We start from the raw sequence: 15,711 nt of genomic DNA, 5'->3' as shown, positions 1-15,711 counted from the left end.
CCCCCGCAACAGCAGGTAACTCCATTCAGGTTACGGACGTTCCCGTGGACGTCCGCAGGTAGTACGGGCGGTTGTGGGCGGCCACCGGGGGAGACTGGTACGTCCAGGCGCCGACGGCCGGTGTTCCGTCGGCGAGGAGAGCACGGATGTCGTGGCCGAGGCCGTCGCCCGGGGCGTGGACCGCGAGGCGCGTGCGGCCGGAGTGCTCGGGGGCGGCCAGGTCGTACCAGCGGTAGGGCTGGTAGACGTTCATGGGACCGGCGAGCAGGCGCCCCTCGGCGTCGGTCCCGTAGCCGGTGATCGGGGCGGAGTTGGCGGCGACGGCGGTGAGGCCGTCGAGCTCGGCCGTGATGTCGAGCAGCGGGTCCGGGCTCTTCTCCAGGGTGTCGTCCGGGCCGATCGTCGCCGCCCTGCACCGTACGGTCCAGGTCTCGCCCGCGGGGCCGTTGAGGGACGGCAGGCCGACCTCGAACCAGCCGGGGTGCTTCGGTTCGGCGTAGAGCTCCTGCCCGGCCCTGATGGCGAACGGGTTGTCGCACACGACGTGGACGCGGGCGATGCCGAGCAGCTTCGTCTGGTCCCAGCCCTGCGCGTACTGGGCGTAGGTCAGGCGCGGCAGCCGGTCGCCCTCGTCCGTCGGGAACGCGATGACGCTGAACTCGATCTCCTGGGTGATGCCGCCGCCGAACGGGTACTGCGCGAAGTACAGCTGGTAGTTGAGCGAGACCAGCGCCCGCCCGTCCTCGAAGGCGGCCGCGCTCAGATCCGGATGGTGCTTGGCGAGCAGTTCGCGGGCGGGCCCGGGATCGACCAGCCAGTCGATGCCGACCTGGTGCAACGCCCCGTAGTGGAAGGGGAGTTGGAAGGGTTCGGGCACGGGGGGCAGGGACAGGGGCAGCGGCAGGGGAGGGGTCACGTCGAGGCTCCTCGGGTCGGTGAAGGCGGGGTGGGCGCCTGGGGTGCGGACGGCGCCGGGGGCGGGGTGAGGTGGCCGGGGCGGTCGCGGGCCGCCAGGTCCGCCTCGACGCGCTCCGCACTGCGCAGTGCGAGCGCGGCCATCGTCAGCGTCGGGTTGGAGGTGGCCACCGAGGGCATGCTGCCGCAGCCGACCGCGTAAAGACCGGGATGGTCCCAGCAGCGCTGCCAGGCGTCGACCACCGACGTGGCCGCGGAATCGCCCATGATGTGGGTGCCCGCGGCATGACCGGCGCCGCGGTAGCCATACGTACGGCCGCCGTACGAGAAGCGGCCGGGCCAGGCCGCCGCGGGGGAGTAGTCCGTGTGGTCCTCGGCGTCCAGCAGTGCGAAGATCTGGTCGGAGACGGCCCGGGCCGCCGCCATCCCCTCCTTGACGTGCTCGTCGAGGTCGTACGTGACCAGGGGGCGCGGCAGGCCCAGCGGATCGCGCTCGCGGGGGTGGAGGGTGACGCGGTTCGCGGGGTCGGCGCCCTGTTCCATCTCGAACTGGAGCGTGAACTGGCGGCGTACCCGGTCACCGACCGCCCGCCGCAACTCCGCCCCGAAAAGGCCCTGTTCGGTCAGGAAGTGAGCCACGTCCGAGTCGACCGATCCCTTGGCCCAGGCCCAGCCCCACGCCCCGAGCTCGATGCGGAAGGGCGCCCGCAGCCGCCGGGCCCGTCCGGTGCGGAAGCCCTCGAAGCCGGAGACCGAGCCGGGGCCCCGGTACGGTCCGGCGTCCTCGGGCAGCAGACCCCAGGTCAGCAGGACGGGATGGTCCATCAGGTTGCGGCCCACCTGGCCGCTACGGTCGGCGAGGCGGGAGAGGAGCAGCAGCCGGGCGTTCTCCACGGCGTGTGCGGCGAGCACGACGACATCGGCGTGCGCGACGGAGACCTGCCCGTCGTACGAGCGGTACTCCACGCCCGTGGCGCGCCCCCGCCCGTCGACGAGCACACGGCTCACCACGGACCGGTCCCGGAGCGTGACGGTCGGGCTCCAGCGCCCCTGGGTCTTGAGCGGTGTGTACTTCGCGTACGACGGGCAGTGCGGGACGCAACTCGCGTTGCCCACGCACCGGTTGCCCGGCTCCGGCCGCCCGTCGCGCCCGCGCGGCACGTAGCCGCGGCCGCCGTCGTAGCGGGGGTCGGGAACGCCGTTGCGCGCGTGCGGGGTGCCGACCACGCGCAGTTCGACCTCGCACGAGGAGGCGGGATCCTTTACGCGCCGTCCGTCGAGGCGGGCCGCGAGGAGGCGGTCCACCCGAGAGGCGGGCAGCGGGCGCATGGGGAACACATAGCCGTCGGGCAGGGGCAGACCGGCGTGCTCGCGCTGTTCGTCGGCGTCGGCGGCCACCCCCAGCTCCGCCTCGGCCGCCCGGTAGTGGGGCTCCAGGTCGGCGTAGGTGAGGGGCCAGCGTCGTCCGTACCCGAAGGACTCGGTGTCGAAGTCCTCCGGGAGCATGCGCGGCGCGAGGCCCGTCCAGACGTTGCCGGTACCGCCGTTGACGCGGACGTACCCGCTGGCGTACGCGAGCGGGCCGTCCTGGCGCAGGTGGCCGACCGCACGGAAGCCGGGGGACGCTTCCGTGCCGGAGAGGTCCGTCACCTCGGGCCAGGGGGCTGCCGGGTGGGCCCGGTAGGGGGAGCCCGGCACCTTGGCGGATGCCGTGAGGTAGGTGGTCAGCGGGTCGGCGGACGGTTCGTGGGAGGCGGGGGCCGCCGCTCCCGCCTCCAGGACCAGGACCCGTCGCCCGTGCCCGCCGAGCCGGTGCGCGACGAGCGAACCCGCGACACCGGCGCCGACCACGATCACGTCGTACCGCGTCACCGGCCGTTCCCCTCGACCTCGTCACCCGGCCGGGACAGATCGCCTCCATCGGCCCAACTCCCGTACCCACCCGGCTCGGTGGCGGGAGCCTTGAGCCCTGCCGCCTTCCACACCAGGCCCTCGGCGTAGGCGCGCGGCGAGACCACGAACGGCGGCGGGCCCGGCCAACTGCCCGTGTACCAGAGGTGCGTCACCGCCCGGGCCGCATCTCGCAGCTCGCCGTCCATGGCGTCGCCGGGATCCCCCAGCTCGCGCACTAGACGTGTGTACCGCTCCGTACCGAGCTGCTCCTCCGCCACCGCTCGGTACGTTCCGGTCAACCCGGTGGATTCCAGGGCCACTTCGTCGAAGCCGGTCAGCCGTGCCGACAGGGCGGTGAAGCGGGGTAAGTCGTCTGTGAGGGACACGCGGGCATCGGTGCCCAGTGGTTCTTCGGTCCATGCGCCCCGCCCCGGGATGGGCTTGATCGCGACGTCGGCGTCGGCCGTCGGCTATGGGTGCCGCGCCTCGATCTTCATCGTGCCGCGCGTCATCGCGACGGTCGTCTCGCGGGCGAGTGCGTCGTGCGGGTGGCCCAGTTCGAAGGCGCTGGCCTCGTCCAGGCGGGCCAGGTGGGCGGGGGTGAGGTCGATCTCCAAGGCGCCCAGGTTGTCCTCCAGTTGGGCGGGCGTGCGGGCGCCGACGACCGGGGCCGTCACGGCCGGGTTCCGCAGGGTCCAGGCGAGGCCGACCTGAGCGGGGGTGCGGTCGAGCTCGGCGGCGACCTCCTTCACGACGTCCACGACGGCGAGGCTGCGTTCGGTGAGCGCGCCGCCCGCGAGGGTGAGGTTCCTGCGGGTGCCGTCGTCGGGTGCGGTGTCCGGCGTCGCGGTCAGGTCGGCGCGGCTGTACTTGCCCGTCAGAATGCCGCCCGCCAGCGGTGACCACGGGACCACTCCGAGGCCCATCTCGCGTGCCATGGGGATCAGGTCGCGCTCCCCGGTGCGTTCGATCAGGTTGTACTCGATCTGCAGCGCGACCAGCGGCGACCAGCCGCGCAGGTCGGCGATCGCCTGCATGCGCGCCACCTGCCAGGCCGGGGTGTTGGAGATCGCCACGTACAGGACCTTGCCCTGGCGGACCAGATCGTCGAGGCCGCGCAGGATCTCCTCGACCGGTGTCGTGAAGTCCCACAGGTGCAGGTAGAGCAGATCGATGTAGTCGGTGTTCAGCCGTCGCAGACTGGTCTCCACCGAACCGAAGAGCGTCTTGCGGTGATTGCCGCCGGAGTTGGGATCGCCGGGCCTGCGCAGCGTCGAGAACTTCGTGGCGAGTACCAGGCTCTCGCGGTTGTCGCGGGTGAATTCCCCGAGCAGGCGCTCGGAACTGCCCTCGGTGTACGCGCTCGCGGTGTCGATGAAGTTCCCGCCGCGCTCGACGTAGTGGTCGAACAGCTTGCGCGCGTCGTCCCGTTCGGCGCCCCAGCCCCACTCGGTGCCGAAGGTCGCCGCGCCGAGGGCCAGGGGTGAGACCCGCAGCCCTGACCGGCCGAGGAGCCGGTAGGTGTCGAGGGTGAGCGGCATGGTGATGTCCTCCTGTGCTCGTGCTCTGCTGCCGAGACCAAGACTGTGGCCGCCGCGGGTCGGGGGTAAGGGAGAGGTTTTCCTGGGAATGCGAGTCCTACCTTGGCTGTTGGATCGCACGTGATGACCCGCACCGTGGACGCGACACAGGAACTGGCCGCGTTCCTGCGGACCCGCCGCGAACGCCTGGACCCGGACGACTTCGACCTGCCCTCGCGGCGGCGGTCCCGGCGTACGCCCGGCTTGCGCCGCGAGGAGGTCGCCGAACTGGCCGGGGTCAGCATCGACTACGTCGTACGCCTGGAACAGGGCCGAGGGCTGCGGCCGTCGGCGGACGTGGTGGAGGCGCTGTCCCGGGCGCTGCGCCTGGGTCCGGACGAGCGCGCCTACCTCTTCGGCCTGACCCGGCAGCGCCCCCGCACCACCGAGGAGCCCGCCACCGCCGCGGCCCCGCAGCTCGCCCGCCTCGTCGCCGACCTGTCGCCGCTGCCCGCCATGCTGATGAACCACCGGTACGACATCCTGACCTGGAACCCCGAAATGGGCAGGCTGCTCCGGGACTTGGACACCTTGCCGCCCGCGCGGCGCAACGCGATGTGGCTCTGCCTGATGCACCCGGGGATGCGCGACTTCTACCTCGACCGCGAAAGCGTCGTACGAGAAGGGGTGGCCCATCTGCGCGCCGCGTGGGCGGCGCATCCGGAGGACCGGGCGCTGAGCGAGCTCATCGCCGAATTCACCCTGCGCGACGCGGAGTTCGCGCGCCTGTGGAACGAGGGGGACGTCAAGGTCAACGGCCGGGGGCGCAAGGAGATGCGCCATCCCGACGTGGGCGTGATCGCGGTGGATTTCGAGGTGCTGATGCCGCTTCAGGACGCGGACCAGCGGTTGGTGATCTTCCGCGCGGCGGACGGTGGGAGCCAGGCGGCGTTGGATCGGTTGGGCGCGGCGTGAGACGCGATCTTGCCGTTCGACGGGCCGTTCATTCGTGCGCCGAGCCGGGTCGTTCGGCGGCGCGGGCGCGGCGGTGGGCCGCGACGCGTTCACGGGTGGCGCAGCGCCGGGAGCAGTAGCGGCGTTCCTGGCCGCTGCCCTGGGTGATGAAGACGTTCCGGCAGGCGGGGGACGCGCAGGTGCGGCCGGGTGGGCGCTGGTGGTCCCAGGTCAGGACCGTCAGGGCCATGCACGACGAGGCGAGGAGCCACTCGGCCCAGGGGGCGTCGTCGGCGCGGTCGAGGTGGGGGTGCCAGGGGGCGGTGCCGCCGTGCGAGGTGAGGCGGAGGGGGCCGGTGTGGTCCCGCAGGAGGCCGTTGAGGGTGGCCGCCGCGTCGTCGGTGTGTTCCGCGGTGAAGACCTGGCGCAGCTGGGCGGCGGCCGTGCGCATCGTGGCGACATCGTGGGGCGTGAGGTCGACGGGGTCCGTCTCGCCGTAGGCGCGGAGTACGTCGGCGATGTCGGAAGGGCGGGCGCCGTCGTCGGCCAGGGCGTTGATCAGGGCCGCGGTTCGCCTGGCCGTGGTCAGCACGGAGTGCCGGGTCGACCAGTCGTCGGTGGGGCGGGAGGGCAAGGGCACGGGGGGAATGTAACGCATCTTGTGAGGTTTTGAGTTACATACGTAACGTCTCGTGGATGGAGAAGCGTTACTCGTTCGGGCGGTATCTCGCCGGGGCCGTCGCCGCTCGTGCCGGGGACGAGATGTCGGGGCCCGCGCTGATGCTGGCCGGGTTCGCCCTGACCGGGTCGGCGGTCGACGCGTCGTCGCTGCTCGCGGGCGTCACGGTGGCCGCCGCGGTGGGCGGGCCCGTGCTCGGGGTGCTCCTCGACCGGTCCCGGCGGCCGGGACGGCTCCTTGCCGGGGCCCTCGCTCTGTACGCGGCCGGGCTCGGGGCGATTCTCGCGGGGCTCGGGCGGCTGCCGTTCGCGGGCATCCTGCTGATCGCCGTGCCGGTGGGGTTGTTGGGCCCTGCGCTCTCGGGTGGGTGGACGGCCCAGTTGCCTCGCGTGGTCGTGCCGGGCGAGGGTCGCCTGGAGCGGGCCAACGCGCTGGACGCGATGACGTTCGGCGTGGCGAGCCTGGCCGGTCCGGCGCTCGCGGGCGGGGTGGCGGAGGTGCTGGGGGCGCCTGCGGCGGTGGTCGTGTCGGTGGCGCTCATCGCCTTGGCGGCGCCGGTCGCGTGGCTGCTACCTGCCGCGCGGCCACCGGGGTCCCGTGTCGCGGGTTCCCGGCACGCGCTCGCCGGGAACCCGCGCGCCCGGCTCGGGCGTGCCGGGCTCTCGCGTTTCCGTCCCCCGCGTGCCGCGCTCTCGCACGCCGGGCTCCCGCGTTCCCATCCCGCGCGCCCCCGGTTCTCGCTTCCCCGTCCCCGGCTCCCGCACTCCCGTCCTACGCGGAGCGTTCGCGTCGGCTCGGTGGTCGGTGAGCTCGTTGCCGGGATGCGGGTCATCGGCGGGCGGCCCGCCCTGGTCAGGGCTACGCTCTCGTCGGTCGTCTCCTGCGTCGCCCAGGGCGTGTTCGTGGCGTGCGTTCCCCTGTTGGGGGAGCGGTCGCTCGGCGGGGCCGGTCGTGGTGCGCTGCTTCTCGCCTGCGTCGCCGTCTCCGCCCTCGCGGCCAACGCCGTACTCGCCCGCTACCCGCGCGCCGTCGCCCCCGACACGATCATCTGGGCCAGCGCCCTGGTCCAAGCGGTCGCACTGGCCCTGGCACTGGCCACGACCCTGGTCGGCCGGGGGCACCCCTTCGTACTCGTCGCGGCCGCATGCGTCCTGGGGATCGGTGAAGGGCCCCAGCTCACCGCCCTGTTCGCGATCCGCCACCGGGAGGCCCCGGAACACCTGCGCGGCCAGATCTTCACCACCGGCGCCAGCTTGAAGATCACCGGGTTCGCCCTGGGGGCCGCGGTCGCCGGGCCGGTCGTGGCCCGGTCGCTCCCCGGAGCCCTGGCGCTCGCGGCCGGCGTGGCGGTACTCGCCGCCCTGGCCTGCCTCCGCCCGCCGCGTCTTCTTTCGTCGGCTCGGCTCACGGAGTCCGGTCGGGGGCGGTGAACACGTCGAGCAGCGCCTGCGCCGGGTCGTTGGCGGCATCGGAAGCGGCATCGGCATCGGAAGCAGGGCCGGTTCCGTGCGCCTCCTCGCCCTCGAAGGTGACGACCTCCGTGCTGCGCGGGAACATGTCCCGCTCGTACGCGGCGAGCGCGGACTCGATGTCGTCGGGGTGGGCGACGATCGCCTTGGCGAGTTCGGCGCCGTCGAGCATCGCGAGGTTGGCGCCTTCGCCGTTCGGGGCCGAGAGGTGGGCGGCGTCGCCGAGGAGGGTGACTCCCGGTGTGCGGTCCCAGCGGAGCCCCGTCGGCAGGGCGTGGAGGGAGCGCAGGATCGGCGTGGTGTCGCTCTCGCTGATCAGCGTGGTGAGCTCGGGTGCCCAGCCGTCGAACTCCCGAGCGATCCGTGCGGCGGTCGCGGCCGCGGCGGCGTCGGTGAAGTCGATGGCGTCGAACCAGTCCTGCGGCATGGGCAGCCCCACGTACGCGTGGAGCGTGTCGCCCTTCTCCCGGTGGGCGAAGATCTCCTTGCCGGGGGACGGCGCGATCATCATGCCGCCGCCGACCGCCTTCGCGGCGGCCGGGTGACGGGTGTCGGCCTCGAAGAGGTACGTCTCCACCACCGACTTGCCGATGTACTCGGGTACGGCATCGGTGAGCAGCGGCCGGACCCGGGACCAGGCGCCGTCCGCGCCGACCAGCAGGCCGGTGGTGACGGTGCGGCCGTCGGCGAAGGTCACCTCGTGGCGGCCCTCGCCGAGGGCGCGGGCGCCGCTGACCTTGTGGCCCCAGCGCACGGTGTCGGCCGGGAGCGAGTCGAGCAGGATCTGCCGCAGTTCGCCGCGCGGCACCTCGGGACGGCCGCCGGTGCCGTCGTCGGCCTTGTCCAGCGTGACGGTCCCGTCCGGATCGAGGACGCGCAGGGCCTGGCGGCCCGCCAGGATGATGGCCTGGAACTCGTCCATCAAGTCTGCGTCCTGCAGGGCGAGTTGGCCGTTGTAGTCGTGGATGTCGAGCAGTCCGCCCTGGGCGCGTGCCGACGGGGACGACTCCGCCTCGTAGACCGTGGCCTCCATGCCGTGGACGTGCAGGACGCGGGCGAGGGTCAGCCCGCCGAGTCCGGCGCCGATGATCGTGACGGGGCTGTTCATGGTGGTGGCTCCTTGAGGGATCGGGTGGCAAGGGCCGCCGCCCGATGGGCTCCGGCGGCAGCCGTCCCTGAAAGGTGCCAGCCCCCGCCTACAGGCCACCTACAGCCCACCGACAGGTCGCGACCTGCGCACCGACAAGGACCCCCGTCGGTCCGTCGGCCCGTTCAGCCCGTCGTCCCGAGCCGTATCCGCGTGATCCCACTGATGTAGCGCGCCCCGCAGCGGTCGGTGGGCACCACCAACTGACTGCCCAGGTCGTCGAGTTCGGCGCCGTCGAGTTCGGTGGCGAGGAGGACGGGCGCGTTGCCGAAGTCCTCGTCGATCTCGGCCCAGGACAGCACCGTGCCGTGGCCGTCCTCGCCGGTGATCTCCAGGAGGAAGCGGGAGCGGTCCTTGCGCCGCGCCGGGTGGAAGCCCGGCTCGGCGGCGAGGACCACGTCGCGCAGCAACGGGCCCTGGAAGAGGTGGTGCCGAGGGCCGCTGGTGGCGCAGTGGAACGTCACGTCGGCCCGCTGGGCGGGCCACCGCTTGCGCAGGTCGGCGACGCTGAGCGGGACCGGCCGGGCGACCGCGCCCACCACCATGAGTTCGCTCATATCCCCACCCCGTCGAGAACGGTCCCCGCGGCTCCGTGACTCCGCGACTCCTTTGAGGATGCCCGCTGAAGTGGCCATAGAACATGGTGTCTATGAGCTGTGTACGGGATCGAGGCTGGCAGATGCCGCTTCGTGCAGTGCCAGCCATATCCGGTCCCGGGTCACCGGCAGTTCCGTGAAGCGCAGCCCCGTCGCGTCGCGCAGGGCGTTGGCGAAGGCGGGGGCCACCGGGTTGAAGGGGCTCTCGCTCATCGACTTGGCGCCCAGCGGTCCGATCGCGTCCGCCGTCTCCATGAAGTGCACCTCGGTGCGCGGGACATCGGCGTACTGCGGAAGGCGGTAGCGGCGGAAGGCGGCCGTCGTGACCTCGCCGCGTTCGTCGATCCGCACGTTCTCGAAGAGCGTGGCGCCGAGCGCCTGGGCGACACCGCCCTCCACCTGGCCCCTGCACTGCATGGGGTTCATGACCTTGCCCGCGTCGGCCGCGTGGACGCTGCGCAGGATGCGGGTCTCGCCCGTGTCCGGGTCGACGGCGAGCTTGAACCACTGGGCGTTGAACGCCACCGAGCGCGGGCTGCCGCCCCAGTGTCCTTCCGCCGAGAGCTCGCTGTCGGCGCCGCGCGCGTGCGCCGCCTCGTACAGCTCCTTGAGCGTCACGATCCGGCCCGCGCAGTCCAACGCCTCGGCACCCAGGGCACATTGGTGCCGGGGGACGCCGGTGTACCGGGCGGCGAGCGTCCGCAGCCGTTCGGCGAGCGAACCGGCCGCGAGGAGGACCGCCTTGCCCGCCACCACCGTGCCCGCCGAGCCGAAGGCGCCCGTGTCGTGCCGTACGACGTCGGTGTCGGACTGGCGGATGACGATCCGGTCCGGTGTCGTGTTCAGGGCGCCCGCGGTGATCTGCTTGTGCACGGTGGTCGTGCCGTTGCCGAACTCGGCGGTGCCGACCGCGATGTCGTAGGTGCCGTCGGAGAGCAGGCTGACCGTCGCGTCGGCGTAGTGGCCGCCCGGCGGGCCCGTCGCGATCATCGCGAGGGCCGTGCCCTGTCCGGACAGCCAGCCCTCCGGCACCTCGCTGGTGTCCTCCTCGATCGCCCGGCGCACCACGGACAGGCACTGGTCGAGTCCGTAGGAGGCGATGTGCAGGTCCTCCTCCTCGCCGATCGGGCTGAGCATGGCCTCGCCCGCGCCGATGATGTTGCGCTCCCGGAAGACCAGCGGGTCCATGCCGAGGAGCCGGGCGACCTCGTCCATGGCCGACTCGACGGCGAAGGTGACCTGGCCGAGGCCGTAGCCGCGGAAGGCGCCCGCGGGAACGCAGTTGGTGTAGACCGAGAACGCGTCGACCTTCTTGTGCGCGGCCCGGTAGACCGCGAAGGACTCGCCGACGCTGTGGAACATCACCGCGGGACCGTGATTGCCGTACGCGCCCGTGTTGGAGACCACCCTCATCTGTACGGCGGTCAGGGTGCCGTCGGCGCGCGCCCCGACCTTGATGGTGATGGTGAACGGGTGCCGGGTGGTGGCTCCGTAGAACTGTTCGGCCCGGGTGTACTCCAGTTTCACCGGGCGGCGCAGCCGCAGCGCGGCGAGCGTGACGATGTCCTCGGTGAGCATCTCCTGCTTGCCGCCGAAGCCGCCGCCGACCCGGCCCGCGACCACCCGGACCTCGTCCTCGGGCAGGCCGTGCAGCGCGCACAGGGCGCGCCGGGTCAGGAACGGCGTCTGGGTGGAGGAGCGGACGGTGAGCCGCTCGCCGGTGCCGTCCTCCTTGGGTTCGAAGTAGGCGACGCAGCCGTGCGTCTCCAGGCTGGCGTGCTGGACGCGCTGGGTGCGGTACGTCTCCTCGTGGATCACGGCGGCCTCGGCGAAGCCCGCGGCCACGTCGCCGATCTCGCCGTGCACCTCGCCCGCCACGTTGTTCGCGGCCCGCGCGATCCGCGCCTCGGGGCCCTTGTCGCCGTGCAGCGCGGGCGCGCCGTCCCGCATGGCCTCCTCGGGATCCGTGACGTGCGGCAGCACCTCGTACGTCACCTCGACGCGGCGGCAGCCCTCCTCCGCGGCCTGCTCGCTGTCGGCGACCACGGCGGCGACGCGCTGGCCGACGTACCGGACGACGCTGTCCAGGAGCCGGGTGTCGTCGGGGTCCTCGGTGGGGTGCTCGTGCCGGGCCGAGGAGTAGAGCACGTCCGGGGCGTCCTCGTGGGTGAACACCGCCTGTACGCCCGGGACTTGGCGGGCCTCCCGGGTGTCGATCGAGGTGATCCGGGCGTGCGGGTGCGGGGAGCGGAGCAGCTTCATGTGCAGCAGCCCGGGCACCTCGACGTCGAAGGTGTAGCGCGCCGTGCCGGTCACCACCTGGGGTCCCGCGGGGGCGCCGAGACTGGCGCCGACGGCCTTGCCCGCGCAGGGGAGTTCGGTGTGGCGCACCCCGCGTACGGCGTCCTCGATGGCGCGGTAGCCCGTGCAGCGGCAGAGGTTTCCCTTGAACGACCTGGGCAGATCGGCCAGTTGGTCCTCGTCGAGGGCGGCCGTGGTCATCAGGAACCCGGCCGTACAGAAGCCGCACTGGAAGCCCTGCGCGTCGAGGAACTTCCTCTGGACGGGGTGGAGTTCACCCTCGGGCGACGCGAGCCCCTCGACGGTGGTGACGCTGCGGCCCTCGGCCCGTACCGCCGGATAGAGGCAGCTGTGCACGGGATCCCCGTCGACGTGCACCGTGCACGCGCCGCAGTCGCCCGCGTCGCAGCCCTTCTTCACGCCGAACCAGCCGTGCTCGCGCAGATAGGTGCGCAGGCACTGGCCGGGGCGCGGCTCGGTGGTGCAGCGCTGCCGGTTGATCTCGATCTCGTACGTCATCGGGTGTCCCCCTGTCCGGGTGCCTCGGCCTGCGCGGGTTCCTGCGCTTCTTCGAGTTCGCGGCGGATCTCCTCGGCGAGCCGGTACGCCATGTGCCGACGCCAGGCGGGCAGTCCGTGGATGTCGTCGAACCAGTCGGCATCCGCCACCGAGCGCGCGATGGCCGCCCGCAGCTCTGCGGCCGTGGGCGGCAGCGGGAACCAGAGGCGGAACGGGCGTACGGTCGCCGCCGTCACCGTCAGCGCGAAGGAGCCGTCGTCCGGGTCGACGGCGCCGATGACCAGGGCTCCCGAGCGGCCGAGGCCGTACAGGGACACCTGACGGAAGGCCGTGCGGCAGGCCAGGGAGCGCGCGGGTACCGTGACCGAGCGCAGCAACTCGCCCTCGCGCAGCACCTTTCGGCCCGCGCCCGTCACGAAGCCGGTCACCGGGACCCGGCGCGTCGAGCCGTCCTGGGCGAGCAACAGGCAACTGCCGTCCAGGGCCGCGGTGAGCGAGATCATCGGCCCGGCGGGCAGCGCGTTGCAGAGGTTGCCGCCGACCGTGGCCATGTTCCAGATCTTGAACGAGGCGAGGAAGGCCCGGCAGCACTGCTCGAACAGCGGGGCCGCGGTGACGTCCATGTCCCGCGCGTGGCGCGACAGTTGGGCGATGGTGCAGGTGGCCGCGATCTCCAGGGAGCCGTCGGGGAGGTGGCGCAGCGGGGTCCAGCCCATCCGGCTGAGATCGATCAGGCGTCGCAGGTGCGGCTGCGGCTCGGAGAAGAGGTACGTGCCGCCGCCGAGCCAGCCGTCGCCGGGCCGCCAGGACGTGCGGCGCCGCGCGTCCCGCACCTCCATGACCGTGGTGAGATCCATGGCTTGACCGCCTCCAGTCGCCGGGCAGCCGATTTCGGGCTGACGTCACGGGGTGAGGCCGCCAGTGAAGCAACGCGGGGGCGGCGGGCACGACTGGTGCCGAGCACGGAAAAACCGGTGCCGCCGGGTCCCGGACTGGTGAATCATCCAAGAGGGATACCGGCCATCTGACCTAGCACTTACGATGCTGGGACTCACTTTCCCCTGGTGAATGTGAGCTGCCGTGCCCGCAGCGCGGCGACCGCACCAAGGAGCAGCCACCCATGCACGTCGAAGACCTCCTGCACGACACCGCCCTCGACCTCGACCTGCTCTGGGGCGACGGCGCCTTGCTCACCCGGGAGATCAGCGGCGTCACCGCCACCGATCTGGAGGACCCGACGCGCTTCCTGCGGGCCGGTGAGGTCGTGCTCAGCGGACTCGTCTGGTGGGGCCCGGAGCAGGGGCGGGAGAAGACGGACCGGTTCGTCGCCGCACTCGCCGCCGCGGGGGCCGCCGCGCTGCTCGCCGGTGAGGAGACCCACGGCACGGTGCCGGATGCCCTGGTCGACGCCTGCCGTACGCACGGCATCGCGCTGGTCGCGGTGCCCCCGCACACCAACTTCCGCGCCATCATCGACGCCGTCTACCTGCGGCAGTGGGGCGATCTGAGCCGACGCCCCTCGGGCCACCACGCGCTCCCCGAGAACGTACGCATCGAGCTGAGCCGTCTCCTCGAATCGGGCGCGGACGCCGCGACGCTGCTCGACCGGGCGCTCGCCCATCTCGGCACACCGGCCTGCCACCTGCTGACCGCGACGGGCCGCACCGTCGCGCGCACCCCGACCGCCCCGCCGCTCGCCCCCGCCGAGGCCGTCCGCCGCCTGACCCGCCCCTCGGGGATCAGCCTGCGCATCGAGACCGACGCGACCGAGTACGACGCGACCGCGTACGACAGCTGGCACCTGTATCTGCACGACCCCGACGAGGCGCCGCCGCGCCTCCTGCACGAGATAGCCGACGTCGTCGCCCGGCACCAGGAACGGCGCAGCCGCGAGGAGTCAGGGGCGAGGGAGCGGGCGGCCGCCCTCCTCGTACTCATGGACGCGGCCGCGCGGGAGCCGGAGGGACCGGCGCTGCGGGCCGCGCTGCGCGCCTGCGCGCTGCCCGAGGAGGGGCCGTACCAAGTGGTCGCCGCCGACGTGGGTGGCGCCGCCGCGGGCGGCGCGGGCAGGCAGACCGTGCAGCCCACGGCGGCGCTCGGCGCGCTGACCGAGGCGCTGCGGCATCTGCCGGGAGGCCCGGCCTTCGCCGTCGGCGCGCTGCCGGACGGAACGGTCGCGGCGGTGGTGCATGTGGCGGGACTCGGTGACGATCCGGCGGACGGCAGTCAACGGGAGGGCGGTCAGCTGGGCGGCCGTCAACGGGAGGGCGTCCAGCTGGACGACGGTCAACAGGACGGTGTCCAACTGGAAGGCATCTGGCCCCTGTTGACCGCCTGTACGCCGCACGCGCCCGTGCACGGCGGGATCGGTGACACGGCGCGGACGCCCGAGCGGCTGCGGCGCAGTCTGACCCAGGCCCGCTACGCCCTGGCCGCCGCCCGCTCGGCGGCACCCCGGCGCGGCGAGCTCACGCACACGCGGGACATGACCACGCTTCCCGCGCTGCTCGCCGGGGTCCCTGACGACGTGCGCTCGGCGTTCCTCGCGCGGACCCTCGGCACGCTGACGGACGACACCGACCAGTCCCAGCGCACGCTGCTGCACACCCTGGAGACCTATCTCGCGCACAACGGCTCCTGGGCCCGCACCGCGGAAGCGCTGCACCTGCACGTGAACACCGTGCACTACCGGATCCAGCGCATCGAGACCCTCACCGGGCGCGACCTGTCCCGCCTCGACCACAAGCTCGATCTGTATGCCGCCCTGCGGTGCCGCTGATCAACCCGCGGTCTCCGGCCGGTCGATGTGCACGTTGGTCGACTTCACCCGCGCCGTCACGGTGACGCCGACCTCGATGCCCAGCTCCTCCACCGCTTCCCGACTGACCACCGACACCACGCGATGCGGGCCCGACTGGACCTCCACCTGCGCGAGGACGTCGTCGACGGTGACCGCGGTGACGATCCCGGCGAGCGCGTTGCGCACCGAGGTCCGCACGTCGCCGGGCACCGGATGCAGCCCCTCGGCCCGCTCCTTGGCGAACGCGGCCAGGCTCACCCCGTCGACCACCCGGTTACCGGCCCCGGCCCCTGTCCCGTCCGAGGACCGCTCCATCCGCAACTGACCGCCGTCGGCCCAGCGGCGCACGGTCTCGGGACTCACGCCGAGCAGTCGCGCTGCCCGGCCAATGCTGTACGACGGCATGCGGCGACCCTACGGCGTCCCGGCTACTCGATGACGAGCTCGACCGGGATGTTGCCGCGCGTGGCCTTGGAGTAGGGGCAGAACGTGTGGGTCTTCTCGAGGAGTTCGCGGCCCGCATCGCCCTCCAGGTGCGCGGGGAGCTCGGCCCGCACCACCACGGCGAGGCCGAAGCCGCCGTCGGTGTCCTTGCCGATGCTGACCTCGGCGGTCACCGAGACATCGCTGACGTCGATCTTCTCCTGGCGCGCGATGAGGCCCATCGAACTGGCGAAGCAGGCGGCGAAACCGGCGGCGAAGAGCTGCTCGGGGTTGGTGCCCTCGCCGTTGCCGCCCATCGAGACGGGGAAGCCGAGGGGCAGGTCGAGCTGGCCGTCGGAGCTGACCGCGCGGCCCTCGCGGCCGTTGGCGGTCGCGACTGCGGTGTAGAGCGCGTCCATGGGGTCCACCTTTTCTCTTCGTCTCATCCGGTCACACGGGCTGTGTCGCCCTGCGGAGAAGTAGAGCACGCAATTC

The 15,711-nt window shown here is 72.7% G+C and carries 14 protein-coding genes; 3 read left to right on the top strand and 11 right to left on the bottom strand.

Annotated elements, in window-relative coordinates:
- Positions 1-25: 25 nt before the first annotated feature.
- The 4 genes from CP970_RS10565 to CP970_RS10550 all read right to left on the bottom strand — a co-directional run bounded on the left by CP970_RS10565 (position 26) and on the right by CP970_RS10550 (position 4,349).
- Positions 26-916, bottom strand: a complete 891-nt coding sequence (locus tag CP970_RS10565; protein ID WP_224058354.1) for a hypothetical protein — start codon at positions 914-916, stop codon at positions 26-28.
- The gene (locus CP970_RS10560; protein WP_150493227.1) at positions 913-2,787 is read right to left on the bottom strand and encodes a GMC family oxidoreductase; all 1,875 of its coding nucleotides are present in this window, start codon (positions 2,785-2,787) and stop codon (positions 913-915) included. The genes CP970_RS10565 and CP970_RS10560 overlap by 4 nt, the downstream gene beginning before the upstream one ends.
- Entirely contained in the window at positions 2,784-3,194 is a 411-nt protein-coding gene (locus CP970_RS10555; RefSeq protein ID WP_055556917.1) for a hypothetical protein, read from the bottom strand. Before CP970_RS10555 ends, CP970_RS10560 begins: the two co-directional genes overlap by 4 nt.
- An 84-nt stretch (positions 3,195-3,278) precedes the next feature.
- Positions 3,279-4,349, bottom strand: coding sequence for an aldo/keto reductase (locus tag CP970_RS10550; protein ID WP_055556919.1), 1,071 nt, complete (start codon positions 4,347-4,349; stop codon positions 3,279-3,281).
- A 123-nt stretch (positions 4,350-4,472) separates the two neighbouring features.
- On the opposite strand from CP970_RS10550, the gene CP970_RS10545 reads away from it, so the two are divergent.
- Positions 4,473-5,303 (top strand): helix-turn-helix transcriptional regulator, encoded by an 831-nt coding sequence (locus CP970_RS10545; RefSeq protein ID WP_224058352.1) that lies wholly within the window; start codon positions 4,473-4,475, stop codon positions 5,301-5,303.
- Between the two features lie 28 nt (positions 5,304-5,331).
- On the opposite strand, the gene CP970_RS10540 is transcribed toward CP970_RS10545, so the two are convergent.
- Positions 5,332-5,940, bottom strand: coding sequence for a CGNR zinc finger domain-containing protein (locus CP970_RS10540; protein ID WP_150493225.1), 609 nt, complete (start codon positions 5,938-5,940; stop codon positions 5,332-5,334).
- 38 nt (positions 5,941-5,978) lie between these two features.
- Between CP970_RS10540 and CP970_RS10535 the strand changes: the two genes are divergently transcribed.
- A complete protein-coding gene (locus CP970_RS10535) occupies positions 5,979-7,391 on the top strand; it encodes an MFS transporter (protein ID WP_150493223.1) in 1,413 nt (470 codons plus the stop codon).
- Here the strand turns inward: CP970_RS10535 and CP970_RS10530 are convergent.
- The 4 genes from CP970_RS10530 to CP970_RS10515 all read right to left on the bottom strand — a co-directional run bounded on the left by CP970_RS10530 (position 7,366) and on the right by CP970_RS10515 (position 12,850).
- Positions 7,366-8,538: an FAD-dependent oxidoreductase gene (locus CP970_RS10530; protein ID WP_150493221.1), complete on the bottom strand. Its 1,173-nt coding sequence runs from the start codon at positions 8,536-8,538 to the stop codon at positions 7,366-7,368. The genes CP970_RS10535 and CP970_RS10530 overlap by 26 nt on opposite strands.
- A gap of 164 nt (positions 8,539-8,702) precedes the next feature.
- The gene (locus CP970_RS10525) at positions 8,703-9,134 is read right to left on the bottom strand and encodes a molybdopterin-dependent oxidoreductase (protein ID WP_055556976.1); all 432 of its coding nucleotides are present in this window, start codon (positions 9,132-9,134) and stop codon (positions 8,703-8,705) included.
- 90 nt (positions 9,135-9,224) lie between these two features.
- A complete protein-coding gene (locus tag CP970_RS10520; protein WP_055556977.1) occupies positions 9,225-11,993 on the bottom strand; it encodes a molybdopterin-dependent oxidoreductase in 2,769 nt (922 codons plus the stop codon).
- Positions 11,990-12,850, bottom strand: coding sequence for an FAD binding domain-containing protein (locus CP970_RS10515; protein WP_055556979.1), 861 nt, complete (start codon positions 12,848-12,850; stop codon positions 11,990-11,992). The genes CP970_RS10520 and CP970_RS10515 overlap by 4 nt, the downstream gene beginning before the upstream one ends.
- A 263-nt stretch (positions 12,851-13,113) precedes the next feature.
- Between CP970_RS10515 and CP970_RS10510 the strand changes: the two genes are divergently transcribed.
- Entirely contained in the window at positions 13,114-14,772 is a 1,659-nt protein-coding gene (locus CP970_RS10510; protein ID WP_150493219.1) for a helix-turn-helix domain-containing protein, read from the top strand.
- Here CP970_RS10510 and CP970_RS10505 read toward each other — a convergent pair whose 3' ends face one another.
- Positions 14,773-15,198 carry a TOBE domain-containing protein gene (locus CP970_RS10505; RefSeq protein WP_055548428.1) on the bottom strand — a complete coding sequence of 142 codons (426 nt, stop codon included), beginning with the start codon at positions 15,196-15,198 and terminating at the stop codon, positions 14,773-14,775. It lies immediately after the preceding gene.
- Positions 15,199-15,221: 23 nt separating this feature from the next.
- Complete coding sequence (locus tag CP970_RS10500; protein WP_055548426.1) at positions 15,222-15,635, bottom strand: Ohr family peroxiredoxin; 414 nt, start codon at positions 15,633-15,635, stop codon at positions 15,222-15,224.
- Positions 15,636-15,711 lie beyond the last annotated feature (76 nt).

This window comes from Streptomyces kanamyceticus (assembly GCF_008704495.1).
In the GTDB taxonomy this organism is placed as follows: domain Bacteria; phylum Actinomycetota; class Actinomycetes; order Streptomycetales; family Streptomycetaceae; genus Streptomyces; species Streptomyces kanamyceticus.
This window is presented reverse-complemented; position numbering and strand designations above follow the sequence as displayed.